The organism is Mesorhizobium sp. LCM 4576 (genome assembly GCF_001854815.1).
In the GTDB taxonomy this organism is placed as follows: Bacteria; Pseudomonadota; Alphaproteobacteria; order Rhizobiales; family Rhizobiaceae; genus Mesorhizobium; species Mesorhizobium plurifarium.
In genome coordinates this window covers 1-24900 of record NZ_MDDT01000002.1, presented here as the reverse complement: position 1 = coordinate 24900, position 24900 = coordinate 1, and the positions used below count along the sequence as shown (strand labels likewise).

The 24900-nt window shown below is 64.1% G+C and carries 25 protein-coding genes; 13 read left to right on the top strand and 12 right to left on the bottom strand.

The genetic code is table 11. From position 1 onward, the window contains the following. Positions 1-53: 53 nt before the first annotated feature. Positions 54-1109 (bottom strand): sugar phosphate isomerase/epimerase, encoded by a 1056-nt coding sequence (locus LCM4576_RS00220; protein ID WP_071029579.1) that lies wholly within the window; start codon positions 1107-1109, stop codon positions 54-56. A 403-nt stretch (positions 1110-1512) separates the two neighbouring features. Here LCM4576_RS00220 and LCM4576_RS00215 point away from each other — a divergent pair, with 403 nt between their 5' ends. From LCM4576_RS00215 to LCM4576_RS00195, 5 genes are read left to right on the top strand one after another with little or no spacing between them, the layout of a single operon-like run. After that, the gene (locus LCM4576_RS00215) at positions 1513-2400 is read left to right on the top strand and encodes a sugar phosphate isomerase/epimerase (protein ID WP_071029565.1); all 888 of its coding nucleotides are present in this window, start codon (positions 1513-1515) and stop codon (positions 2398-2400) included. A gap of 58 nt (positions 2401-2458) precedes the next feature. Beyond that, a complete protein-coding gene (locus LCM4576_RS00210) occupies positions 2459-3628 on the top strand; it encodes a mandelate racemase/muconate lactonizing enzyme family protein (protein WP_071029563.1) in 1170 nt (389 codons plus the stop codon). A gap of 2 nt (positions 3629-3630) precedes the next feature. Continuing rightward, positions 3631-4347: a FadR/GntR family transcriptional regulator gene (locus LCM4576_RS00205; RefSeq protein WP_071029561.1), complete on the top strand. Its 717-nt coding sequence runs from the start codon at positions 3631-3633 to the stop codon at positions 4345-4347. A gap of 5 nt (positions 4348-4352) precedes the next feature. Continuing rightward, positions 4353-5330 carry a hydroxyacid dehydrogenase gene (locus LCM4576_RS00200; protein WP_083361265.1) on the top strand — a complete coding sequence of 326 codons (978 nt, stop codon included), beginning with the start codon at positions 4353-4355 and terminating at the stop codon, positions 5328-5330. Between the two features lie 46 nt (positions 5331-5376). Further along, positions 5377-5763: a hypothetical protein gene (locus LCM4576_RS00195; protein WP_071029575.1), complete on the top strand. Its 387-nt coding sequence runs from the start codon at positions 5377-5379 to the stop codon at positions 5761-5763. Between the two features lie 29 nt (positions 5764-5792). Here the strand turns inward: LCM4576_RS00195 and LCM4576_RS00190 are convergent, their stop codons facing one another. Further along, on the bottom strand, positions 5793-7088 hold the full coding sequence (locus tag LCM4576_RS00190) for an amidase (RefSeq protein WP_071029559.1): 1296 nt from the start codon (positions 7086-7088) through the stop codon (positions 5793-5795). Positions 7089-7207: 119 nt separating this feature from the next. Between LCM4576_RS00190 and LCM4576_RS00185 the strand changes: the two genes are divergently transcribed. Further along, positions 7208-7555, top strand: coding sequence for a GFA family protein (locus tag LCM4576_RS00185; protein WP_071029573.1), 348 nt, complete (start codon positions 7208-7210; stop codon positions 7553-7555). On the opposite strand, the gene LCM4576_RS00180 is transcribed toward LCM4576_RS00185, so the two are convergent. Further along, positions 7556-8464 carry an SDR family oxidoreductase gene (locus LCM4576_RS00180; RefSeq protein ID WP_071029557.1) on the bottom strand — a complete coding sequence of 303 codons (909 nt, stop codon included), beginning with the start codon at positions 8462-8464 and terminating at the stop codon, positions 7556-7558. It lies immediately after the preceding gene. Between the two features lie 94 nt (positions 8465-8558). Between LCM4576_RS00180 and LCM4576_RS00175 the strand changes: the two genes are divergently transcribed. Then, the gene (locus LCM4576_RS00175) at positions 8559-9140 is read left to right on the top strand and encodes a TetR/AcrR family transcriptional regulator (RefSeq protein WP_071029570.1); all 582 of its coding nucleotides are present in this window, start codon (positions 8559-8561) and stop codon (positions 9138-9140) included. Positions 9141-9180: 40 nt separating this feature from the next. Here LCM4576_RS00175 and LCM4576_RS00170 read toward each other — a convergent pair whose 3' ends face one another. Then, positions 9181-10398 (bottom strand): MFS transporter, encoded by a 1218-nt coding sequence (locus tag LCM4576_RS00170; protein ID WP_071029555.1) that lies wholly within the window; start codon positions 10396-10398, stop codon positions 9181-9183. A gap of 91 nt (positions 10399-10489) precedes the next feature. Here LCM4576_RS00170 and LCM4576_RS00165 point away from each other — a divergent pair, with 91 nt between their 5' ends. Continuing rightward, entirely contained in the window at positions 10490-11458 is a 969-nt protein-coding gene (locus tag LCM4576_RS00165) for an AraC family transcriptional regulator (protein ID WP_040987405.1), read from the top strand. Between the two features lie 102 nt (positions 11459-11560). Next, positions 11561-11992, top strand: coding sequence for a DUF4437 domain-containing protein (locus tag LCM4576_RS00160; protein WP_071029567.1), 432 nt, complete (start codon positions 11561-11563; stop codon positions 11990-11992). A 21-nt stretch (positions 11993-12013) separates the two neighbouring features. Here LCM4576_RS00160 and LCM4576_RS00155 read toward each other — a convergent pair whose 3' ends face one another. The 7 genes from LCM4576_RS00155 to LCM4576_RS00125 all read right to left on the bottom strand — a co-directional run bounded on the left by LCM4576_RS00155 (position 12014) and on the right by LCM4576_RS00125 (position 18741). After that, positions 12014-13117, bottom strand: a complete 1104-nt coding sequence (locus LCM4576_RS00155) for an ABC transporter ATP-binding protein (protein WP_071029553.1) — start codon at positions 13115-13117, stop codon at positions 12014-12016. Next, positions 13117-14220 carry an ABC transporter ATP-binding protein gene (locus LCM4576_RS00150; RefSeq protein ID WP_071029551.1) on the bottom strand — a complete coding sequence of 368 codons (1104 nt, stop codon included), beginning with the start codon at positions 14218-14220 and terminating at the stop codon, positions 13117-13119. The genes LCM4576_RS00155 and LCM4576_RS00150 overlap by 1 nt, the downstream gene beginning before the upstream one ends. Next, positions 14217-14453, bottom strand: coding sequence for a hypothetical protein (locus LCM4576_RS00145; RefSeq protein ID WP_040987411.1), 237 nt, complete (start codon positions 14451-14453; stop codon positions 14217-14219). Before LCM4576_RS00145 ends, LCM4576_RS00150 begins: the two co-directional genes overlap by 4 nt. After that, entirely contained in the window at positions 14450-15409 is a 960-nt protein-coding gene (locus tag LCM4576_RS00140) for a carbohydrate ABC transporter permease (protein WP_071029549.1), read from the bottom strand. Before LCM4576_RS00140 ends, LCM4576_RS00145 begins: the two co-directional genes overlap by 4 nt. Before the next feature lies 1 nt (position 15410). After that, complete coding sequence (locus tag LCM4576_RS00135) at positions 15411-16316, bottom strand: carbohydrate ABC transporter permease (protein WP_040987414.1); 906 nt, start codon at positions 16314-16316, stop codon at positions 15411-15413. Positions 16317-16385: 69 nt separating this feature from the next. Next, positions 16386-17702 carry an ABC transporter substrate-binding protein gene (locus LCM4576_RS00130; protein ID WP_071029547.1) on the bottom strand — a complete coding sequence of 439 codons (1317 nt, stop codon included), beginning with the start codon at positions 17700-17702 and terminating at the stop codon, positions 16386-16388. Positions 17703-18045: 343 nt separating this feature from the next. Then, on the bottom strand, positions 18046-18741 hold the full coding sequence (locus tag LCM4576_RS00125) for a TetR/AcrR family transcriptional regulator (protein WP_071029545.1): 696 nt from the start codon (positions 18739-18741) through the stop codon (positions 18046-18048). Positions 18742-18895: 154 nt separating this feature from the next. Between LCM4576_RS00125 and LCM4576_RS00120 the strand changes: the two genes are divergently transcribed. Genes LCM4576_RS00120 through LCM4576_RS00110 form a run of 3 tightly spaced genes read left to right on the top strand, consistent with a single transcriptional unit; the run spans position 18896 to position 21370 of the window. Next, the gene (locus LCM4576_RS00120) at positions 18896-20092 is read left to right on the top strand and encodes a Tm-1-like ATP-binding domain-containing protein (protein WP_071029542.1); all 1197 of its coding nucleotides are present in this window, start codon (positions 18896-18898) and stop codon (positions 20090-20092) included. Between the two features lie 11 nt (positions 20093-20103). Then, on the top strand, positions 20104-20949 hold the full coding sequence (locus LCM4576_RS00115) for a phosphoenolpyruvate hydrolase family protein (RefSeq protein ID WP_071029540.1): 846 nt from the start codon (positions 20104-20106) through the stop codon (positions 20947-20949). 4 nt (positions 20950-20953) lie between these two features. After that, positions 20954-21370: a cupin domain-containing protein gene (locus tag LCM4576_RS00110; protein WP_071029539.1), complete on the top strand. Its 417-nt coding sequence runs from the start codon at positions 20954-20956 to the stop codon at positions 21368-21370. Between the two features lie 170 nt (positions 21371-21540). On the opposite strand, the gene LCM4576_RS00105 is transcribed toward LCM4576_RS00110, so the two are convergent. Next, a complete protein-coding gene (locus LCM4576_RS00105; protein WP_071029537.1) occupies positions 21541-22734 on the bottom strand; it encodes a Xaa-Pro peptidase family protein in 1194 nt (397 codons plus the stop codon). A gap of 335 nt (positions 22735-23069) precedes the next feature. Here LCM4576_RS00105 and LCM4576_RS00100 point away from each other — a divergent pair, with 335 nt between their 5' ends. Continuing rightward, positions 23070-24680 (top strand): ABC transporter substrate-binding protein, encoded by a 1611-nt coding sequence (locus LCM4576_RS00100; protein ID WP_071029535.1) that lies wholly within the window; start codon positions 23070-23072, stop codon positions 24678-24680. Positions 24681-24900 lie beyond the last annotated feature (220 nt).

Sequence of the window (24900 nt, the reverse complement as noted above, 5' to 3'; positions counted from 1 at the left end):
GAATTCAACCCCACCCGGACCCGCGGTCGAATCTTCCCACGGAAGTTCCCGGGTCAAATCCCCATCATCGCGCGCAGCAGCTTCTTGTCGGTCGTGCCGGCGGCGAAATCGTCGAAGGCCTTCTCGGTCACTCGGATGATGTGATGCTGGATGAAGGGCGCGCCCTCAGCCGCCCCGTCCTCGGGATGTTTCAGGCAGCATTCCCATTCCAGCACCGCCCAGGAATCGTAATTGTACTGGGCGAGCTTGGAGAAGATGCCGCCGAAATCGACCTGCCCGTCGCCCAGCGAGCGGAAGCGGCCTKCCCGGTTCACCCAGCCCTGGTAGCCCGAGTAGACGCCCTGCCGCCCGGTCGGGTTGAACTCGGCATCCTTGACGTGGAACGCCTTGATCCGCTCGTGATAGATGTCGATGAACTCGAGATAGTCGAGCTGCTGCAGCAGGAAATGCGACGGGTCGTAATTGATGTTGCAGCGCTTGTGGCCGCCGACCGCGTCGAGGAACATCTCGAAGGTCGCGCCGTCGAACACATCCTCCGAAGGATGGATCTCGTAGCCGACATCGACGCCATTGTCCTCGTAGACATCGAGGATCGGCTTCCAGCGCTTGCCGAGCTCGTCGAAGGCTTCCTCGATCAGTCCGGCCGGTCGCTGCGGGAAGGGATAGAGGTAGGGGAAAGCCAGCGAGCCGGTGAAAGATACCGAGGCATCCAGCCCGAGATTGCGCGATGCCTTGGCGCCGAACTTCATCTGCTCGACGGCCCATTTCTGCCGCGCCTTGGGATTGTTGTGCACTGATGGCGGCGCGAAGCCATCCATCTGCGCGTCATAGGCGGGATGCACCGCCACCAGCTGGCCCTGCAGATGCGTCRACAGCTCCGTGATCTCGACGCCCGCGTCGGCGCAGATGCCTTTCACCTCGTTGCAATAGGCCTTCGACGACGCCGCCTTCTCGAGGTCGAACAGGCGCCCGYCCCAGGTCGGGATCTGCACGCCCTTGTAGCCGAGCCCTGCCGCCCATTTGGTGATCGAAGCCAGTGAATTGAACGGCGCGGCGTCGCCCGCGAACTGYGCCAGAAACAGGCCAGGCCCCTTCATCGTCGTCGGCATCGGCATCCTCCCTCTCTCTTGTTTCGCCACCAAGCATAGCGTCGATTGGAGCGAGGGCCAGCCTGTTTGGGCAAACTCACCGGCATCTCAGCGCCATGCCATTCTGGTATTACCAAATCCCATAATTCGGTCAAGCACCTGAAAAGCCGGCAGAAGGGTCTGGCCGGCAATTAAAAAGGTGAAATTACCACGTTAAATCATGTAATTGACCGAGATATGAAGCTTCCCCTGTCCACTTCTTGCCGCGCATGAAAATTTGCTGTAGAGGACATGGCAGGCCCAATTGGTCGAACCAGTTTCGAGGAAAATGCTGGCAACGCCTTGGGGAGGAGTCGTCCGGCCGCCTCTGCGGGAGGCGTCGCGGGGTGAAAACGTGACAGGCGAATTCTGGGAAGGATAGACCATGCATCTTTCGACGCACAATTGGATGCGGGCGGAGCCGCTGGAGGTGACGCTGAAGCGCATCAAGAAGTTCGGCTACGAATCGATCGAGATTTCCGGCGAGCCCGAGCAGTACAAGACCAAGGAGACGCGTGCGCTGCTCAAGGAGCACGGCATCCGCTGCTGGGGTTCGGTGACGCTGATGCTGGGTGAGCGCAACCTCGCCRCCAGGGACCAGGGACAGCGCGAGCGCTCCGTCCAATATGTGAAGGACGTGCTCACCATGGTGAGCGAGCTCGACGGCGAGATCATCACGCTGGTGCCCGCGACCGTGGGCAAGGTCGTGCCGGACGGCACCGAGGCGGAGGAATGGGGCTGGGTGGTCGACGCCACGCGCGAATGCTTCACCCATGCCAAGAAGGTCGGCGTCAGGATCGCCGTCGAGCCGCTCAACCGCTTCGAGACCTATCTCTTCAATCGCGGCGCCCAGGCGCTGGCGCTCGCCGACGCGGTGAGCCCCGAATGCGGCGTCTGCCTCGACGCATACCACATCCACATGGAGGAATTTAACGTCTACGACGCGATCCGTCAGGTCGGCAAGCGCCTGTTCGACTTCCATGTCGCCGACAACAACCGCTTCGCCGCCGGCCTTGGCCAGATCGACTGGCCGAAGATCGTCCGCACGCTGAAGGAAGTCGGCTATGACGGCGCGCTGACCAACGAATTCGTCGCGCCGGTCGACCGCACGCCGGCCGCGCCCTATCCGGAGATGGTCGAGCGCAATCCGGTCGACATCTCGCCCGAGCAGCTGAAATTCATCCAGGACCACGGCTCCAGCCTGCTCACGGAAAAATTCTACACCGACCAGATGCGCATAACCGCCGAAACGCTTCTGCCGCTGATCAAGTGATCTCCGATTGAAATGCATCCCTTCCGCTCTCATGGGGCGGAGGGGCCGAAGGGAAAACATGCGCATCAAAAGCGTCCAGGCCTGGTGGGTTCGCATCCCGATCGAAGTCGCGAAGCAGCATCGCAGCGACTTCGGTCAGGTGACGACGTTCGACGCCGCCATTCTGCGCATCGAGACGGACGATGGCCTGGTCGGCTGGGGCGAGGGCAAGAACGCCGCCGGCAGCGCCGGCAGCTATGGCGCGCTCGTCCATATGCTCAACCACGAGATCGGCCCGCAGCTCGTCGGCCGCGACCCCGCCGACATCGGCATCATCTGGGAGATGCTCTACAACGGCGTGCGGCACGAGACGGCGGCGCATGCCGGCCATGCCATGCCRCAACTGGCGCGGCGCGGCATGAGCGTGGCGGCGATCAGCGCCGTCGACATCGCGCTCTGGGACATTCTCGGCAAGTCGCTCGGGCAGCCGGTATGGCGACTGCTCGGCGGCCGCAAGGTCGAGCGCATGCAGGCCTATGCCTCGGGGGGCTGGGCCTCCCCTGACGCCATCGGAGAGCAGTTGCAATCCTACATCGCCAAGGGCGGCTTCAAGGCGCTGAAGATGCGCGTCGGCGCCATGGACGGCGCCCCGCATGTGTCGGCCGCGCGCGTGCGCGCCGCAAGGCAGGCGATCGGTCCCGACGTCGACCTGATGGTAGACGCGCACGGCACCTACACCGTGGCCGAGGCCAAGCGCTTCATCAGGCTCACCGGCGATCTCGACCTCGYCTGGTTCGAGGAACCGGTGATCRCCGACGACAAGCCGGGCATGGCCGAGGTGCGCGCCTCGGGCTCGACGCCGATCGCCACGGGCGAAAGCGAGGCGACGCGCTACGCTTTCCGCGACCTGGCGGTGCTGAAATCGGCCGACATCTTCCAACCGGATCCGGCGTTTTGCGGCGGCATCAGCGAGGCGATGAAGATCGGCACCATCGCCAGCGCCTTCAACCTGCGCTTCGCACCGCATCTTTGGGCGGGCGCGCCCTGCTTCTTTGCCGGGCTGCATGTGTGTGCGGCCTCGCCCGCCTCCTTCATCATCGAATATTCGCTCGGCGCCAATCCGATGATCCACGACCTTGTCGAGGAGACTGTCGAAGCGAAGGACGGTATGATAGCGATCCCTGAAAAGCCTGGATTGGGTTTCACCATCTCCGAGCGATTCCTGGAGGCGCACGCGCAACGTATTTGACGATGAAAGAAAAGAATCTTCTCGCGGAACTTGCCGCCTATCTCTTTTCCAACTCGGACAAGGAGTCCGGCCGCACACCTTCGGAGCGCGAGCTGGCGGAGCATTTCGGCGTCAGCCGCGGCCAGATCCGCGAGGCGCTGGYCATCCTCGAAGCCATGCGCATCGTCGAGCGGCGTGCGAAGTCCGGCATCTATATCGACACCAAGCAGGCGAGCGTGGAAGCGCTGGCGCTGTTCGCGCGCGCGGGCCTGCCGCTCGATCCGGTGCAGATCTACGAAACCGTCGAGCTGCGCAAGATCCACGAGATCAAGGCGGCCGAGCTTGCCTGCTCGCGCGCCACGGAAGAGAATTTCGAACGCCTGCGCGAGATCCTGAAGGCTTCCGAGGAGCRCATCGCCGCCGGCGAAGGCCTCGCCAAGGAGGACCGCGAGTTCCACCTCGAGATCGTGCGCGCGACCAAGAACAGCGTCTTCCACAATATCTGCAGCGTCTATTACCTGATGGGCGAGCAGCGCCTGCCGATCTACTTCAACGATCCCGAACGCAGCGTGCGCTCGCATGYCGAGCACATCCAGATCTACGAGGCGCTGCTGCGCCGCGACGGCAATCTCGCCCAGGCCTTGATGAATGCCCATTTGCAGGGCGCCGAGAGCTATTGGAAGGGGATCATCGAAGGTCGCGCGGCGGAGCCGAAGAACGCTGCGCTCGAAAAGGCCTGAGTGYGGTGCGCAAGATCCTCTCGACGCATCCGCTRCACCCGCGCGCGACGGCCATGCTGGCCGGCGCCGGGCGGCTCGCGATCGCTTCCGCCCTCGATCCCAAGACACTGACCAATGAGGCCCGCGACGCCGACATCGTCATCGTGYGGGCGCCGCTGCCGCCGGAGCTGTTCGCGGACGCCTCGGGCCTGCGCGCCGCGATCCGCCACGGCGCCGGGCTGGACATGATCCCGGTCGAGGCCGCGACCGCCGCCGGCGTGCTGGTGGCGAACGTGCCTGCCGTCAATGCCCGCTCGGTCGCCGAACATGTGATGTTCGTTGCACTCGCTTTGCTGCGGCGCTTCCGCATGATGGACCGCGACCTGCGCGCCAAGGGCTGGCTTGCCGGGCGCGAGCATGCCAATTCGACCAGCGAGCTTGCCGGCAAGACGATCGGCATCGTCGGCCTCGGCGCGGTCGGCCAGGCCGTCGGCCATATTGCCGCGCACGGCTTCGACCTCAATGTCGTGGCGACCACGCGCAGCCTGCGTCCGGCGCCCGAGCGTGTCGGCTTCCTGTCGATCGACGCGCTGGTCGAGCAGAGCGACATCATCGTGCTCTGCTGCCCGCTGACGGAGGAAACGCGCGGCCTGATCAGCCGCGAGCGCATCGCCCGCATGAAGCCCAACGCGCTGCTGATCAATGTCGCGCGCGGCCCGGTGGTGGACGACGAAGCGCTGATCGAGGCACTGCAGAAAGGCCGCATCGGCGGCGCCGCGCTCGACGTCTTTTCCACGCAGCCGCTGCCGCCGAACCACCCCTATTTCGGCTTCGACAACGTCATCGTCACTCCCCATATGGCCGGCATCACCGAGGAATCGATGATGCGCATGGGCGTCGGCGCGGCAAACGAGGCGCTGCTGGTGCTCGCCGGCAAACTGCCGGTCAATCTGCGCAATCCGGAAGTCGTCGAGCATTATCGCCGGCGCTTTCCCGCCGGCTGAAGTCCGCGCCTCAATTTTCGCCGATTTGGCAGCGACCTTCACCGCCATGGCCAAGCACCTCGCGGAAATCCTGGTTCTGACCGCTGGCACCTGCGTCGCCGCAACGGGCGCTCGAACTGATCAAGGCAGCTATGTGCCCTGCGATAACGGTCTACGCTGCGTGATGGCGCCCTGCCCTTCGAACAGCGCGCTCGACCTCGCCACCGGCAAGATCGTCAAGGGTGTGTGGATCGACATCGACGGCCTGCCGCAACAGGACAAGGCGCTCGATCTGTCGGRCAAGCTTTATGCCGGCAAGGTTGTCGTTGCCGGCACGGTCGAGAACCGGCCGCATACCTTCAACGGCAAGCAGTACAGCCTCCCGACCTTGGTCGCGACCGGCATCGAGCGGGCGGCCAAGGACAGCGAGCGCGCTCACTGCTCAAGCCGCTGAGGACCAGTACCCTGCGGAGAGCCGCGCTTTCAACTTGCGATCAATGTCTCCACCGCGGCGGCAATGCGCAGCAGCCGGTGATCATCCCCATGTCTGCCCACCAGCATCAATCCGGCGGGCAGCTTGGTGCCGGGCATCGGCAACGAGATCGCGCAGAGGTCGAACTGGTTGGCGACCTGCGTGTTGCGCAAGAGCAGCCCTTCCGTCTTGTCGCRCAGCGCCTCATCRCCGGMCATGGCGGCGGTGGAAGGCGCGACCATCGGCACGGTCGGCAATACCAGCGCATCGACCGTCTCCAGCCGCTCCGCCATGGCGGCCGCAAGCTCGCCGCGACGGCGGATCGTTCGGATATAGGCGGAAGCGGGGACGGCAAGCGCGCGCGACAATGGCCCGGTGACGTGCGGATCGACCGGCACCGAGGCGCCGCTCGTCAGCCAATCGGCATGCACTTCGGCCCCTTCCATGGAAGCGATCGTGCCGCGCCTGGTGGCCGCGCGCATCTCGGCGATGAGATCGTCGATCGGCAAATCGGCGGCGCGGGCGCCAGCCCGTCCGATCCTGTGGATGCAGGCCTCGAAAGCTGCCGCGACCTCCGCTTGCGTCTCGCCGAACAGCACGCCGCGTGGGATGCCGATGCGCAGGGTCGCGAGCGGGACCAACTGAAGCGCAGCCGGCTCTTCTCCGGCCATGATCGCGTCGGCGATCCCGCAATCGGCGACGCTGCGGGCAAGCGGGCCGATCGAATCCAGTGTCATCGACAGCGGAAAGGCGCCGGCCAAGGGCACGCGCCTCGCCGTCGGCTTGAAGCCGACGACGCCGTTGAGCGAGGCCGGGATGCGCACGGACCCCCCGGTGTCCGATCCGATGGATATGTCGCTTGTGCCTTCGCCGACCGCAACGCCCCCTCCCGATGACGAGCCGCCCGGGATCAGGCTGGCATCGGTGGCGTTGCCAGGCGTGCCGTAATGCGGATTGTCGCCGATCGCGGTGAAGGCGAACTCGGTCATGTTGGTCTTGCCGAGGATGACCGCCCCGGCCTGGCGCAGCCTCTGGACGATCGCCGCATCTCGCGCGGCGGGTGCGGCGCCGGCTCGGATCATCGACCCTGCCGTCGTCGGCTCGCCGGCGACATCGAACAGGTCCTTGATCGAGACGATGCGCCCGTCGAGCGGGCCGAGGCTCACACCGGCCTTGCGGCGGGCATCGGACGCATCGGCGGCGGCCCGCGCGGCCTCGGCATAGAGCTTCGTGAAGACCTTCTCATCGCCCGCGCGATTGGCAAGACGTGACAGGATGATTTCCAGACGGTCGCGTACGGATTGCATTTTCGATGTCGGGCCCTGCAAAGTTGCCACGTCTTTAACGCACGGCCTGATGTTGGGCCGGCGCAAGAGATAAACCGGCAAGCGTGCCTTTGCACCCTGCCAGCGATGGGAAGATGCTGATGCTGTACAAAGGCAGCTGCCACTGCGGCAAGGTGGCGTTCGACGTCGAGGGCGAGCTCGGCATGACCGTGCGCTGCAACTGCTCGATCTGCCGGCGCAAGGGCGCGCTGTTGTGGGCTGTGCCGCATGAGACGCTCAATCTGGTCGCCTGGGGCGACGACCTCGGCCGCTACACCTTCGGCAAAGCTCAAATCGCGCATCGCTTCTGCCGCACCTGCGGCATGCATCCCTTTGYCGAAGACGTCAGCCAGGGCAGCGGACGAACCGCCTATATCAACATCAACTGCCTCGAGGACATCGATCTTGCGACGATCGAAGTTTTCGAGTTCGACGGCCGCTCGGCCTGATTAGCGGTAGCCGGTCGCATCCGCCGGCTTGCCGGCATCCTGGACCTCCGGCACGTAGCGCCAGGCGTCAGGCCGCGAGCCGTCGAGATCGGTAAAGCCGTAGACCTGCGCCAGCCCGCCACTCGAAAGCGACTGGCCATTCCAGCGCGAGCGCCGCGGGTCGGAGGCCAGCGCCGCTACGGCGCGGCCGACGAAGCGCGGCGTCTCGGATATGACGAAATGCGGCACATTGGCTGTCGCGTCGCGCCAGTTCTCTTCCTGCACGCCGAGTGCCTCCAGCATCATCTCCGAGCGCAGCCAGCCCGGCGTCAGCGAGACGGACGTCGCGCCATGCTTTTCGAGGTCTTTGGCATGCGCCCATGCCATACGGTTCACCGCCACCTTGGCGAGATCGTAGAAGGGCGATAGCCGATAGTGCCCGGCATTGTATTCGGCCGTGCCGTCGGTGACCTCGATGAGCAATCCGCCTGGACGCTCGATCATCAACGGCAGCGCGTGATGCGCGGTGATCAGGTGCGTATCGATCCCCAGCCGCAGCAGCCGCAGGCCGTTGTCCAGATCGTGTTCCCAGACGGACTTGTTCCACTCAAAGAGCTTTTCACCGCCCCAGACGTCATTGACCAGGATATCGAGGCGGCCCTGCTCCGCGCGGATACGCGCGACAAGTTTCTGCACCTCTTCGGAGACCAGATGGTCGACCCGGACGGCAATACCCTTGCCGCCTTGTGCGGTCACCAGTTCCGCTGTTTCCTCGATGGTTTCGGGACGCTGATAATCCGATTGCGAAGTTCGCGTCGTGCGTCCGGTCACATAGACGGTGGCGCCGGCAGCGCCCAGTTCGACCGCAATTCCACGGCCCGCGCCGCGCGTTGCGCCGGCGACGAGCGCGACTTTTCCTTGAAGCGTCATTGAAACCTCCGAACCGGAACTGCGCACAATCAGAGCTGGCGTTTGCCATGCCCATCATTTATAAATGATCATTCGTTTATAAATGAGAGTCAAGATGACCAGGCCAAAAACCCAGTCCGACGAACAGGTTCTGGAAGCCGCGTACCGGTTGATGCATGCCGACGGACCGGAAGCATTGACCTTCGAAAGGCTGGCGCGGGCCAGCGGCCTTTCAGGCTCGACGCTGGTGCAGCGCTTCAAGAACAAGACGCTGCTGAAGCAGCGCACGCTGCTCTATGCCTGGGATGGTCTCGACCGAAAGACCGAGCAGGCGGCGGCATCGGTCCCCAGAACCCCGGCCGGCGCCGTCGAGCTGCTGGTTGCTCTCTCCAGCGGCTATGGCGACATCGAATCCTATGCCGAAGGTTTGCTCGTCTTGCGCGAGGATTTGCGCGATCCCATGCTCAGGGCGCGCGGCGCCGCCTGGAAGGCGGCGCTGAGCGGGATGCTCGCCGATTGTTTCGCCGGCGTCCGCGGCGTGCCGGACGACATCGGCCTGCTTATGGCAGCCCACTGGCAGGGCTCGCTGCTGTGGTGGAGCTTCGATCCCGACGACATGGAGCTCCCCGCCTATGTCGAGCATAGCCTGACGCGCTTCGTATCGGCCATCACGACAATATCGGCCCGGCGCTCGTGAGAGCCGCCGGGCCGAAGCTTGATAGGACCGCCGGGCTTGCCTACTCGGCGGCCTGCTTCGGCCCTCTTGCGAAGGCCACCAGCGCCGCGAGCAAGGTCGCAACGCCGCCATAAGCGAAGGCGCTCGCGACACCGGCATGATCGACAAGCAAGCCGCCGACAATGGCGCCGAGCGCGATCGCCACCTGGAAAGTGGCGACCATCAGGCCGCCGGCGCTCTCGGCCTGATCGGGTGCTGCGCGCACCAACCAGGTCTGCAGGCCGACCGGCACCGCGCCGAAGCCAAAGCCCCAGGCGGTGACGGYGAGCGCCGCCGTGATGGGCGAGGCCCCGAACACGAGCAGTGCAGCCGCCGACAAGGCGATCAGCAGCGGCGCCACACCGACGGCCATCTTCAGATTGCGCTCGGCCAGGAACGCGCCGGCGAAATTGCCGAAGAAACCGCCAATGCCATAGGCGAGCAGCACCAGCGATATGGTCGCGATCGGCATGACCGGCACCGTCTCCRGGAACGGCCGCACATAGGTGAAGCCGGCGAACTGACCCGACGCGACCAGCAGCACCACCAGCAACGCGAYGCGGATCATCGGCCGCTTCAGCACATCGACCAGCGTGCGGAAGCTCGCCAYGGCCGTCGGCGGCAGGCTGGGAAGCGTGGCGAGCTGCACCAGAAGCGCCAGCGCGCCGACGACCGCCGCGATCATGAAGGCGGTGCGCCAGCCCCAGATATCGCCGACATAGGCGCCGACCGGAGCCGCCGTCACGGTGGCGACCGAGACGCCGGTGAGGATGATCGACATGGCGCGCGGCATCAGTCGCATCGGCACCAGCCTGAGCGCCATGGCCGCCGACATCGACCAGAAGCCGCCCAGCGCGACGCCGAGCACGACGCGGGCAAGAAGCAGCATTGTAAGCGAGGAGGCGAAGGCGGYGAGCAGGTTGGAGACGATCAAAAGGACGGAGAGGATCCACATCACCAGCCGGCGGTCGAGCCGCTTGGTGACGATCGCCATGGTCGGCGCGGCAATTGCGCCGACCACGGCTGTCGCCGTCACCGCCTGGCCGGCGGCGCCTTCGCTGACGCCAAGGTCCTGCGCCAGGCGCGTCAACAGGCTGGCGGGCAGGAATTCGGCCGTCACCAGGCCGAAAACGCCGAGCGCCAGCGAGACCACCGCACCCCACGCAGGCTCTGTTCGTTCTTCAGGTTCGGTTCTGTCGAGGACGGCGGCGTCGATGGCGCCTGTGACGGGCTCGGTCATGTCAAATCTCCGATGGGTTGCAGCGCAACATTTGGGCTGCAGTGCAACATAGGGAGTGACTATCTGGAGTTTCCATGCTAGAAACGCCGAAATGAATTACAATTCGTCCAAATCGGTTTTGCAGACTTCGGGYGACCCGCTCACCGACATGTTGCGTGGCCTGCGCCTCGACGGCGTCGACTATGGCCGCTGCGTGCTGGGCGAGCCCTGGGCCGTTTCTTTTCCGGCGCAGAAGGCGGCGCGCTTCCATTTCATCGGACAGCAGGGTTGCTGGCTGTTCTCGCCTGCCAAGGAGTGGATCGAGCTCTCGGTGGGCGACGCGCTGCTGATCCCGCGCGGCGACGAGCATGTGCTGGCGAGCGCGCCCGGCGTGCCGCCGGTGCCGATCGGCCGCTACACGATCGAGCCGGTGTGCGAGAACATCTACGACGTCTCGAACGGATGCGACGGCTGCAAGACCTTGYTGTTTTGCGGCTCGATGCATTTCAACCTCGACGGCTCGCATCCGCTGCTGGAGATGATGCCCGACCTGATGCAGGCGCATAAATTGATGGCGAACGCGCCGGGCATCCAGCATCTGCTCGACGCGATGGCTGGCGAGGTGACGATGGACCGCGTCGGCTCCGGCGGCATTCTTGCCCGCCTGGCCGACGTGCTCGCCGCCACCATCATCCGCTCCTGGGTCGAGAATGGCTGCGGCGACGCCACCGGCTGGATCGCCGCCATGCGCAATCCGGATGTCGGCAAGGTGCTTGCCGCTATCCACCTCCAGCCGGAGCGCGACTGGACGGTCGAGGCGCTGGCCAGGATGATGGGCGCCTCGCGCTCCGCCTTCGCGCAGCGCTTCGCCAGCGTGGTCGGCGAGACGCCGGCTAAATATGTGCTGCGCGTGCGCATGCACCAGGCGCGGCAATGGCTCAGCCGCGACGGCATGCGGGTTTCGGTCACGGCCGCGAGATTGGGCTACGATTCGGAAGCCTCCTTCAGCCGAGCCTTCAAGCGGGTGATGGGCGTGGCGCCAAGCCATTTCCGTCACGCCGGCGCCGAGGAGCAATCCTGACATCCGGCAGGYARYCCGCTGGAGGAATTGCCAAGTCTTTTGGACGCCRCGTCATTCCCCGCCAGTCGAGACAGCATAAGCTCGATGGCGGAGGAAACCGCCATGYCCAATCATCTCGCACCGCTTGCGCTTGCCGCTGCTGCCATGTTGCCGAACCGCGCTTTCGCGCTCGAAGATAGCTACCTGCCCGCCGACAAGATCCCTTATGCCGTCGAAGCGCCGAACCAGCCGCAGCGGCTTGGTCCGCTATGGGGCGAGCGCGCCAAAGGACCGGCCGGCACGCTGCTGAAAGTTCCCGGCAACTGGCGGGCGCCCGTCCATGCCCACACCGCGGACTACCGCGCCGTGGTCATCAAGGGCCTCTGGGCGCACTGGCAGATGCAGGGCGGCGAAGCCACCAAGGTCGAGTTGCCGCCAGGCTCCTACTGGACCCAGAAGGCCAACGAGATGCATGACGACGCCTGCCTGTCGGACACCGAATGCGTGATCCTGCTGATCAACGACAAGCCTTACGAGACTTATCTCCCGAAGTAAGGCAGCAGRCCAGCCGGATCGCTATCCGGCGTGACGCAGRCTCACCCCACTGCCCTTGTCGAACATCACCACCTTGTCCGGATTCCAGGCAAAGCGCACCGGCTGTTCGATCGCGACATCGGTCCTGGCCGGCACTGTAGCCCGCAGCATCGTGTCGCCAACCCTGAGCGTCACGATCTTCTCGACGCCATGGTTTTCGACATCGTGAACCCGCGCCTCGACCGGCGCGCCGCTTTCCAGATAGACGTCTTCCGGACGGATGCCGAAGACGAGCGGGCGACCGTCGGTCGCGCCGCTCGTCCTGCCCCCGCCAAAGGTTTTGGCTTCAGTTGACAGYGGTAGTTCGAAATTCATCGGCGCCATCACCGCGCGGTCGTTGACCAGCTTGYCGTCGATGAGGTTCATCGGCGGCGAACCGACGAAGCTCGCGACATAGGTGTCGCGCGGATTGTTATAGATCTCATGCGGCGTGCCGGTCTGGACGATGCGGCCATGGTTGAGCACGCCGACCTTGTCGCCCATCGACATGGCCTCGATCTGGTCATGCGTGACGAACAGGAACGTGGCGCCGAGCTGCATCTGCAGGTTCTTCAGCTCCGTGCGCAGCGCCTCGCGCAGCTTGGCGTCGAGCGCCGACAGCGGCTCGTCCATCAGGAACACGCGCGGCTTGCGCACGATGGCGCGGCCGATCGATACGCGCTGCATCTCGCCGCCGGAAAGCCGGTCGGTCTTGCGATCCAGAAGATGCTCAATCCTGAGCGTGCGGGCCGCGCGCGCGACGCGATCCTTGATCTCGGCATCCGGCAGCCGGCGGATCTTCGGCTTCAGCGGGAATTCGAGGTTCTGTCGCACCGTGTAGCGCGGATAGAGCGAATATTGCTGCAGCACCAGCGCCACGTCGCGCTCGGCCGCGCCCCAATCGGCGACGTCGACGCCGTCGATGAAGACCTGCCCCTCGGTCGGTTTTTCGAGACCGGCGACCATCCGCAGCGTCGTCGTCTTGCCGGCGCCTGTCTCGCCGAGCAGCACGAAGAATTCGCCGTCGGCGATGTCGAGGTCGAGGTTGGACAGCGCGGTATGGTTGCCGAATGTCTTCGAGATGTTTTTCAGCTGGATATGGGCCATTACAGTCTCACTCCGAGCGACTTGCCGCTCGCCGCGTCGAAGAAATGCGCCTGCGAAGGATCGATCCGCGCATAGACCTTTTCGCCCGGGCCGCTGATGAAACCGCTCTTGGTGCGGGCGCGCAGCATCTTGGAGCCTACTTTCAGGTCGACGATGTCGAAGGAACCGAGCGGCTCGATGATTTGCGCTTCGACCGGCAGGAACCCGTCCGCCGCCTCGCGCCGCACCAGCACGCCTTCCGGCCGGATGCCCAAGGTGAGCTGGCCGCCGGCGTGGCCGTTGAGCTTGGAAAGCAGCGCCTGCGGGAACTCGAAGCCGGCGGCCGCATCCCCGACCGTGACCGACGCGACAGAAGCTTTTTCGGCGACCTTGGCTTCGGCGACATTCATCACCGGGCTGCCGACGAATTGCGCGACGAAGAGGTTGGCCGGGTGGGAATAGACCTCGTCCGGCGTGCCGACCTGTTGCAGCACGCCTTCATGCATGATGACGATGCGGTCGGCGAGGCTCATCGCCTCGATCTGGTCGTGCGTGACATAGATGCTGGTCGAGCCTTGCTTGATGTGCAGCCGCTTGATCTCGGCGCGCATTTCCTCGCGCAGCTTGGCATCGAGCGCGCCGATCGGCTCGTCCATCAGCATCGCCTTCGGACGCCGCACCAGCGCCCGGCCGATGGCCACGCGCTGCATGTCGCCGCCCGACAGCGCCGAGGGCTTCTTGCCGAGCAGATCGGTGATCTGCAGCGTCTTGCCCACCGAGCGCACCTCGGTGTCGATCTCGCTTCTGCTCTTGCGCGTCGCGCGCAACGGAAAGGCGATGTTCTCGTAGACGTTCATGTGCGGGTAGAGCGAGAACGACTGGAACACCATGGCGATGTCGCGGTCGGCGGCCTTGAGGTGCTGCACCGGCTTGCCGTCGATCAGTATGTCGCCCTGGTCGATGGTCTCCAGCCCGGCGATGGCGCGCAGCGTCGTCGTCTTGCCGCAGCCCGATTGTCCGAGCAGCACGATGAACTCGTTGTCGTTGATCGCAAGGTTCAGGTCCTTGATGACCTGGACGGCGCCGAAGAATTTCTGGACGCCGCGAAGCTCGATCTGGGTCAATGCTGCGCCCCCGCGTTATGCGCCTGCTGGTCGGCTCCGTGTCCCGTTCCGGCCTGCTCCTCACGTGGAATCTTGGAGGTGACGTTGAAGCCGATCAGGCCGATCAGGATGATGGTCACGCCGTAGGTGTGGAGCAGCATGTTCCAGGGCTGGCAGAGCGCGACGATGCCGAGCACCATCAGGATCTGCGATCCAGGCTCCAGATATCTTTCATTGATCGCGCGAAAGCTCATTTGCGGATCGCTCCGAAGGACATGCCGCGCAGCAGATGGTTGCGGAGCAGGAAGGTGAAGATCGCGACCGGCAGCAGGAACAGGAAGGTTCCGGCGGCGATCACCGTCCAGTCGGGCAGGCCGGAACCCACCTGGCTCGGAATGAAGGGCGGCGCGGTCTGGGCGCGGCGGTTGGTCATGATCAGCGCGAAGGCGTATTCGTTCCACGCGGTGATGAAGCAGAACACGGCCGTGGCGGCGATGCCGGTCGCGGCCTCGGGCAGCACGATCTTGAAGAAGGCCTCCATGCGCGTATAGCCGTCGACGAGCGCCGCCTCCTCATATTCCTTCGGGATCTCGTCGATGAAGCCCTTCATCAGCCAGACCGAGAAGGACAGGTTGAAGGCGGTATAGAGGATGATCAGGCCGAGATGGGAATCGTTGAGCCCGACCGCGCGGTACATCAGGAACATCGGGATCGCGACCACCACCGGCGGCAGCATGCGCGTCGACAGGATGAAGAAGAGCAGGTCCGCCTCTCCCTTCACCCTGAAGCGCGAGAAACCGTAGGCGGTGAACGTGCCYATGCCGACGGCGAGCACGGTCGAGGTGATCGCCACGATCAGCGAATTCATGAACCGGTTCGGATAGCCCGACCACTGCACCGCGCCCTTGCCGTCGCGCACGATCTTCTCGCCGCCGTCGAAGACGACGCGTTCCCACCATGGGGCGGCCGCGTATTCTTCGGGCGTCGGCGGGCTGCGCAACTGCGAGCGCTTGGTGAACAGCTTGACGAAGGGCGATATCTCCGGCTGGAACACGATCGTCGGCGGGATCGTCGTGGCCAGGTTGCGCGGCTTGAAGGCCGTCGAGGCGATCCAGTAGATCGGCGCCAGGAAGATGATCGTCACCACCAGCACGGCGACGATTGCCGCGCGATTGAAGGCGACCTCGGAAGAAGTGCGGACGGCGGCCATCTCAGCGCTCCTTCACCTTGTTGAGGTATTTGACATAGATGTTGGTGATCGCCAGCACCATGATGAGCACGATGTAGGCCATGGCGCAGGAACGCCCCGTCTGCCATTCCTGGAARGCCATCTTGTAGAGCCGGATCGAGATCAGCTCGGCCGTCGGCTGGCTGGTCAGGATATAGGCCAGGTCGAAGGTCTTGAACGCCTCCATGGTGCGGAAGATGACGGCGATCATCAGGATCGGCGCGACCAGCGGCAGCGTGATGCGGAAGAAGGTGTAGAACGGCCCGGCCCGGTCGATCGCGGCGGCTTCGTAAAGRTGCTTCGGCACCGCGGAGAGACCGGCAAGCGACAACAGCATGACGAAGGGCGACCACATCCAGATGTCGGTGAGCGCCACCGCGTAGAGCGCCATCTTCGGGTCGGCCAGCCACTCGAAAGTGCCGAGCCCGAGCGCATAGTTGATGATGCCGAAGGACGGATCGTAGAGCAGCTTCCAGAACAGGCCCACCACCGCCATCGAAAGCATCATCGGCAGAAGCAGCAGCGTCGTCAGCAGCCCCTTCATCGGTATGTCGCGGTTGAGCAGCATCGCCACGCCGAAGCCGACGAGCAACTGGCCGGCGACCGAGATGATGACGTATTTCGCGGTGATGGCGAAGTTCGACCAGACATAGGGATCGTTGAGCAGGTCGCGGTAATTCTGCAACCCGACGAAATTGGCCGGCGCATTGGTCGAAGCGCGGAAGTCGGTGAACGAATAGCCCAGCGAATAGATCAGCGGGAAGATATTGAAGACGATCAGGAACAGGATCGTCGGGATGATGAAGAGATTGCGGATCGAGATATCGCTGAGGCCGCGCGCCGCGGCCCGCGAGGACCTGTCGAGCGTGGTGATCATCGTGGTCGCCAAAACCCTGCTCCGGATGCTTGAAAAACAAACGGAGGAGGCTTCCTAAGCCTCCTCCGCGAGGCATGTCGTTTACTTCACGCGGCCGTATTTCTTGAAGGTCGCGTTCCAGTCGGCGGCAAGTGCGTCCAGCGTTTCCTTGGCGGTGCCCTGACCGCCGATCATGTAGGGATAGATGCGCTGGTTGAGCTGCTGCAGCAGTTCGGCATATTCCGGCACCGCCCAGAAATCCTTCACCTTGAACATGGTCTCATAGAAGGCCTTGTTGTACGGCGTGGCGCTCTGGAACTCAGGCGACTTCAGCACCGCGGCGCTGCAGGTGTAGCCGCCGAGCGCCGCCCACTTCTTCTGGGTCTCGTCCTTGATGAACCACTCCAGGAACTTCATCGCCTCGTCCTGCTTCTGCGAGTAGGAGACGATCGAGATGCCTTGGCCGCCAAGCGCCGCGWACTGGTCGCCATTGGGGCCCGGAGGATTGGCGAAGAAACCGGTGTTCTTGGCGTTCGGGTTCGACGACTCGTTGATCAGCGAGGGGAAGAAGGCGAAGTAGTTCATGCTCATCGCCGCCAGGTTCTCGGTGATCGCCTGGTTGTCCTCGACGAAGAACGACTTTGCCCAGCCCGGAGGCGTGAACTTGTAGAGTTCCTTGTAGGCATCGAGTGCGGCGACCGCCTTGTCCGAGTTGATGTGACCGTCGACCTGGTAGGTCGAATAGTCGCCAAGCTCACCGCCATAGGAGAACAGGGCGTTCTCGAAACCCATCGCCATCGCGTCGTAGGAATTATCGGTGTAGATGGCGATGCCGTATTTCTTCTGGTCGGGACGGTAGAAGAATTCGGCTATGTCGCRCAGCGCCTTGAAATCCTTCGGCACGTCGAGGTCGTAGCCATACTTGGCCTTGAAGGCTTCCTTCTCCTTCGGGTCCTCGAACCAGTCCTTGCGGTAGGACCAGCCGACGGCGTCGCCCTCGAGCGGGATTGCCCAGTACTTGCCGCTGTTGCCGGGATATTCGGCGTAGTACTTGACCGTCGCCGGCGCCATCACGTCGTTGAGCTTGTGCTTGTTGAAGAAGTCGGTCAGGTCGACATAGTGACCGCCGGTCGAGCCCGCGCCGAGCCACTGCGAGTCACCCACCAYCAGATCGTAAGCGTCGCCATGGGCGTTGAATTCGGTGAAAGCCTTGGTCTGGAAGTCGGCCCACGGTGTGGTCTCGACCGTGATCTTGACGCCGGTTTCCTTCTCATACTCGTTGCCGAGTTCCTGCAGGTAGTTGGCCGGATCCCATTCCGCCCAGAAGATGGTGAGCGACTTTTCCTGCGCGTGGACGGACRTCCCGCAGGCAAGCGCCATGCCGACACCAGCAAGCACGCTGGTCACTATCTTGCGCATAGTTTTCCTCCCTTGTGCGCATTCTACCGTGTCATGCGAACCGGCAGCGAAGCCGGCCTTGGTAGTTCCTCCTGTGATGGCGCCTTTCCGGTTCCAGGCCTCCTCGCCCTRCCGGAAATGGATCGCAGCCGTCACTTTCGATCCGCTTTGTTTGGTTGTAATCTGGTATTACCAATTCCCGCTTGGCGTCAAGCGCTTTCTTGAGCGATTGATTTAGCCAATCCTTATGATATCCGACTGTTTTCCCTTGTTTTTCCTACTCTGTGATATACAGAGCCCTTGTCGCGAGCTACCCATCACAATTAACATTTGCAACTGACTTCATAATCTGGTCGAACCAGATTTAGACGGCCGCCGCCTTCGACACCGCCGACATTGCTGCTGATTTTGCCTCTGATTCCACGATTGCGGCGCGCACCAGCGCGCCCGCCGCCCATTGCGCCACCGACACCATCTCGGCGCTGTCCAGCCCCCAGATGTCCTTCAGCACCGTGACCACCTCGACGCCGAACATCAGCGACAACGCCTGCGCCAGGCGTTTGAACTGGCGCGGCTTCAGGCGTCCCTTGAGCGGCCCGATCGCATCCTTCAGCAGGTCGACGCGGTGGCCTCGCGTGAAGGCGGGCTCCGATCCGAGCGTGCCGGCCTGGCGCCRCGCCCATTGGTCGAGGGATAGTTTCAGCGCCGCCTTGAACGTCGCCTCGAAGGCTTCGATGCGCGGCATCGCGGTGGCGAACAGATCCGCCACGCGCCGCTCGGCATCGTCGGAAGCCGACTTCCAGGTGAGGATCGGGCCGAGCCCTTCATCGACCACGGCCTGCACCAGCGCCGCCTGGCTCGGGAAATACCGGTAGGCGGTGGCGCGTGACACCTCCGCCGCCTCCGCGACCTCGCTGACCGAAGGGGTCATGCCGGACTGCATCAGCCTCGTCGCCGTTTCCAGCATCAGCCGCTTTGTGCGGGCGCGCGGCCCCTTCTCGGCGGCYGGAGCCTGCGCGRCATCATCGCTGGAGGCGGCTTGTTGACGTGAGACATCCATATCAATACGATACGCGCGTCTCAAAAATTTGCAATGGCGCGATGCCGGGCAATATCGGGGTCCCCACCAGCGACGAGGCTTTTGCCGAGGAGCTTAAGGGTGGGCAAAAAGGCGGGCGGCAAAGCCGACCAAGCCGGACGACGGGGAACCGCGCATGAAGCGCATCTATGTGGTCGGCACCGCCGACACCAAAGGTGAGGAACTCGCCTTCCTGGCCGATGCCGTCACTGCTGCCGGCGGCGCGGTCGTCCGTGTCGATATCGGTACGCGCGGCGCGACCGTCCCGGTCGACATCCCTGCAAGCGAGGTCGCCGCGCATCATGCCAAGGGAGCCGGCGCGGTTCTCGGCATCGACGATCGCGGCGCCGCCGTTGCCGGCATGGGCGCCGCCTTCGCCAGTTTCATCCAGTCCCGCAACGACATCGCAGGCGTGATCGGCATCGGCGGCGGCGGTGGCACCTCGATCGTCACCGCCGGCATGCGGGCGTTGCCGCTCGGCCTGCCGAAGCTGATGGTCTCGACGCTCGCCTCCGGCGACACCGCGCCTTACGTCGACGTCTCCGACATCATCATGATGCCGTCGGTCACCGACATGGCCGGGCTCAACCGCCTGTCCCGCACCGTGCTGCACAACGCCGCCCAGGCGATCGCCGGCATGGCCGCGAAGCCGGCCCCGGCCGCCGCCGGCAAGCCGGCGCTGGGGCTGACCATGTTCGGCGTCACCACGCCTTGCCTGACCGCGATCGTCGACCAATTGCGCGCCGGCTATGACTGCATGGTCTTCCACGCCACCGGCACCGGCGGCCGCTCGATGGAGAAGCTCGCCGACAGCGGTTTGCTGGCCGGCATCCTCGACATCACCACGACCGAGGTCTGCGATCTTTTATTCGGCGGCGTGCTGCCGGCGACCGAGGATCGCTTCGGCRCCATCGCCCGAACGAAGTTGCCCTATGTCGGTTCGGTCGGCGCGCTCGACATGGTGAACTTCTGGGCGCCGGCCACGATCCCCGAGCGCTATCGCGGACGCTTGTTCTACGAGCACAATCCCAACGTTACGCTGATGCGCACCACGGCCGAGGAATGCCGCAAGATCGGCGAATGGATCGGCGGCCGCCTCGCCCGATGCGACGGCCCGGTCCGTTTCCTGATTCCCGAAAGGGGCGTCTCGGCGCTCGACATCGAAGGCGGCGCCTTCTTCGATCCGGAAGCCGATGCGGCGCTGTTCGACGCCATCGAGCGGACCATCAAGCCGGCAAGAAACCGCACCGTCACCCGCCTGCCGCTGCACATCAACGATCCCCAATTCGCCAAGGCTGCCGCCGAGGCGTTCCTCGATATTGCCAAGAAGTGAGACAGACAAGCATGGCCGCCATTCCGCGCAAAACGATCCTGGAAAAGTTCCGCAAGATGATCGCCGACGGCGTGCCGATCGTCGGCGGCGGCGCCGGCACCGGCCTGTCGGCCAAGGCCGAGGAAGCCGGCGGCATCGACCTGATCATCATCTACAATTCCGGCCGCTACCGCATGGCCGGGCGCGGCTCGGCCGCCGGCCTGCTCGCCTATGGCAACGCCAATGAGATCGTCAAGGAGATGGCCTATGAGGTGTTGCCGGTGGTGAAGAAGACGCCGGTGCTGGCCGGCGTCAACGGCACCGACCCCTTCGTCATCATGCCTCTGCTTTTGGCCGAGTTGAAGACAATGGGCTTTTCCGGCGTGCAGAATTTTCCGACCGTCGGCCTGTTCGACGGCACCATGCGCCAGAGTTTCGAGGAGACCGGCATGGGTTTCGGCCTTGAGGTCGACATGATCGCCGAGGCGCATAAGCTCGACCTGCTCACAACGCCCTACGTCTTCAACCCGGACGAGGCGCGCGCCATGACCAAGGCCGGCGCCGACATCGTCGTCGCCCATATGGGTGTCACCACCGGCGGCTCGATCGGCGCCACCTCGGCGAAAACGCTCGACGCCTGCGTCAAGGAGATCGACGCCATTGCGGACGCCGCGCGCGCGGTGCGCAAGGACGTCATCCTGCTTTGCCACGGCGGGCCGATCTCGATGCCCGACGACGCGCGCTACATCCTCGAGCGCTGCGAAGGGCTGCACGGCTTCTATGGCGCGAGCTCGATGGAGCGTCTGCCGGCCGAAGCGGCAATCGCCAGGCAGACGGCGGATTTCAAGGCGGTTTCGATCGCGAAAAGGAAGGGATGAGGCAATGGCCGACAGGAGCAAGGTGTTCGTCTACCCGAAGGATGTCAGCGCCTTCGGCTTCGACTGGGGCAAGCTGTCGCTGACCGTCGCGCCGGAAGTGAACGGCGCCGAGCGCTTTTCCGGCGGCGTCGTCGACCTGCCGCCCGGCAAGGGCCATACCCGCCACAACCACCCCGGCGCTGAGGAGATCATCTTCGTCATCTCCGGCAATGGCGAGCAGATGGTGGAGGACGAGAAGGGCAATCCGGTGGTGGCGAAGGTCGGCCCCGGCTGCACCATCTACGTGCCGGAGAGCCGCTTCCACTCGACGCTCAACACCGGCGACCAGCCGATGCAGCTTTTCGTGCTCTATTCGCCCGCCGGACCGGAACTCGCGCTGCGCGACCTCCCGGATTTCAGGTTGCTGCCGGCGGGCAAATAATCTTCAGCGTCGCAGCCCCCTCATCCGGCCGCTTCGCGGCCACCTTCTCCCCGAGGGGAGAAGAGGCTGGCGCTGCCCGCTCCTCYCCCCCTCGGGGAGAGGTCGGATTGCCCCGAATTGCCATTCGCAATTCGGTTTGGCAATCCGGGTGAGGGGGAGCGCCGCCGAGGCTAAGCGGCCGCCCCGCCCCGGTTCCACCCCCGCCCGCGGTCGCCGAACATCACATAGCCGGCGTCGGTCACCGCGACGGTGTCCTCCAGCTTGATGAAGCCGCGCGTCGGATGGAGCATGGTGGTCTCGACCGACAGCACCATGTTCTTCTCCAGCGGCTTGGCCGCATAGGTGCCCTCATAGGCGACCGGATGATTGGTCATCAGGAACGGCGCCTCATGCGTGATCAACCCCATGCCGTGCGCGAAGAAATCCGTATAGGCGGCAACCTTGGAGGCCTTCAGCACACTTTCCGCATGCGAAATCATGTCACCGCCCAGCGTGCCTGCCTTAACCTTGGAAAAGGCCGCCTGCTGCACCGCTTCGACCTCGGCCAGAAGATCCTCCAGCTCGGCATCCGGCTCGCCGAGCACGCCCATGCGGCAGAGGTCGCCGATATAGCCGTGATAGTTGCCGCCGGAATCGATCGACATCACCTCGCCTTTCTTCCAGGCCTGGCTTGACGAAGCGCGGTTGTGGCTGGAGCCCAGCGTCAGCAGGCAATATTCGAAATGCGCGCCGCGATTGGTCTCCTCGCGCCTGAGCTGCTCGATGATGTCGGCCTTGCTCGTGCCCTCGCGCGCCCAGGCGATCGTCGCCAGCATGGAATCGGTGATCAGCTCGGAAGCGATGCGCAGCTGTTCCAGCTCCGCCTCGGTCTTGATGGCGCGCATGCTCTCCAGCATGCCGGTCGCGTCGATCAGCTTGGCATCCGGCAGCGCCTTGCGGACCAGCGTATAGGCGTCGGACGGCAGGAAGCCCGGCTCGATGCCGATGCGCGCCGACGACTTGYCGATCTGCTTGAGATGCTCGACCGCCAGGTTGGCGGCATCGAGCGTGCCCCAGCAAGCGGCGTGCAGTGTCGGYGTCCAGAAGGGATGGTTCTGATGCTCGCCGCCTTCCATCTTGTTGCCGATATAGGCCGCATGCTCCGGCCCGCCTTTCTCGTAGAGGACGATCGGCAGATAGCGGCTGTGGCCGATCGCATCCATGGCCGCGAAGAAGATGAACTTGTAGCCGCCGAGCAGATATTGCGTGTTGTGCTTGGAGGTGGCGAAGAGCACGTCGATACCGGCCTCTTCCATCAGCCGGTCCACACGCGCCTGGTCGAATGGAATGCTACTGACCTCGGTCTTGCCCGGAGCGATGTTCATCTGCCTCTCCCTGATTTTCATCGGCCGCAGGAGCGCCGAACGTCATGATTTATGGCTGTCGGTCAAATCTGCATCATTTTGGCCGCTCTGGTCCAGCCAGAATTGATCACTTTCGCGCCGGGGACGGTCTCGCTCCGAACCGTGATCCGACATCGTCCATAATCTGGTCCTACCAGGTGAAGACATCGGAACCTTTTCCAGCCGGCTGGTCCAGCGGACGGAAATTTCAAAGCCAAGCCATGATGCGCCAAATCCGTCTCTGGCGAAACCTTTGCCAAGGGCCATAATCACGCGATTGGCGCGCTTGCCACGGTGCGAAGAGGGGAGTTTGAGCGATGCCCGAATTGACGATTTCACGCCGCGGCCTGCTGGCCGGCTCGGCGCTGCTCTTGGCCTCCACCGCGCTGCCGACCATCGGCTTTGCGCAGACGCCGAAGAAGGGCGGACGCCTGGTGCTGGCCGCCGATTCCGAGCCGCGCAACCTCAACCCGGCTATCGTCGCCTCCAACGGTGTCTTCTTCATTTCCAGCAAGATCGTCGAGACGCTGGCCGAGGCCTCCTTCGACGGCAAGGACGGGCTTCAGCCGCGACTGGCGCTTTCCTGGGAGGGTGCCGCCGACGGCCTGTCGGTGACCTTCAAATTGCGCGACGGCGTCAAATGGCATGACGGCAAGCCCTTCACCTCCGCCGATGTCGCCTTCTCGGCGCTGCAGATCTGGAAGCCGCTGCAGAATCTCGGCCGCACCGTGTTCAAGGACCTGGAGGCTGTCGACACGCCGGACGAGCTGACGGCGGTCTTCAAATTCGCCAAGCCGACGCCATTCCAGCTGATCCGCAACGCGCTGCCGGCGCTGTCGAGCGTCGTGCCGAAGCACCTTTATGAAGTGGGCAAGATCGAGGACAATCCGGCCAACAACGCGCCTGTCGGCACCGGTCCGTTCAAATTCGCCGAATACAAGGCCGGCCAATATTACCGGTTGACCCGGAACGACGCCTATTGGAGCAAGGACGAGCCCTATCTCGACGAGATCGTCTATCAGGTGCTGCCCGATCGCACGTCGGCCGCGGCGRCACTCGAAGCCGAAGAGATCCAGCTCGCCGCCTTCTCCGCCGTGCCGCTCGCCGATCTCGACCGCATCTCCAAGGTGCCAGGCCTGAAGGTCATCACCAAGGGCTATGAAGCGCTGACCTACCAGCTCGTCGTCGAAATCAACCACCGCCGCAAGGAGCTGGCCGATCTGAAAGTGCGGCAGGCGATCRCGCATGCCATCGACAAGGATTTCGTCGTCRAGACGATCTTCCTCGGCTACGCTGCGACCGCCACCGGCCCGGTGCCGAAGAACGATCCGCAATTCTACACGGCCGAGGTGCCGACCTATGCCTTCGATGTCGCCAAGGCCAACGCGCTGCTGGACGAAGCCGGCTACAAGCGCGCCGACGACGGCAAGCGCTTTGCGTTGAAGCTTTTGCCGGCGCCCTACTTCAACGAGACGAAGCAGTTCGGCGACTATCTGCGCCAGGCGCTCGCGGCCATCGGCATTGACGCCACGATCGTCAACAACGATTCCRCCGCGCACATCAAGGCGGTCTACACCGACCACGCCTTCGACCTTGCCGTCGGTCCGCCGGTGTTCCGTGGCGACCCGGCGATCTCGACCACCATCCTGGTGCAAAGCGGCATTCCCGACGGTGTGCCCTTCTCCAACCAGGGCGGCTACAAGAACGCCGACCTCGACGCGCTGATCGTCAAGGCATCCGAGACGCTGGATACGGCGGCCCGCACCGAGCTCTACAAGGAGTTCCAGAAAAAGGTCGCCGCCGACCTGCCGCTGATCAACGTCGCCGAATGGAGCTTCATCTCCGTCGCCCGCGATACGGTCGGCAACATCGCCAACAACCCGCGCTGGGCTGTGTCGAACTGGGCGGACACCTATTTGGAATCGTGACACACTCGCGCGGATGAGAGTTCGCGAAGAAATCGGAATTTGGCCGGAGGCCGCGTTCCGTCACCCCCCTCTCTGTCCTGCCGGACATCTCCCCCTCAAGGGGGGAGATCAGCAGTTTCTCTGTCCCGCCAGTTCTGCAACGTTGGAGATTAGCGAAGCCCTCGATGAAATCCAATCTCCCCCCTTGAGGGGGAGATGTCCGGCAGGACAGAGAGGGGGG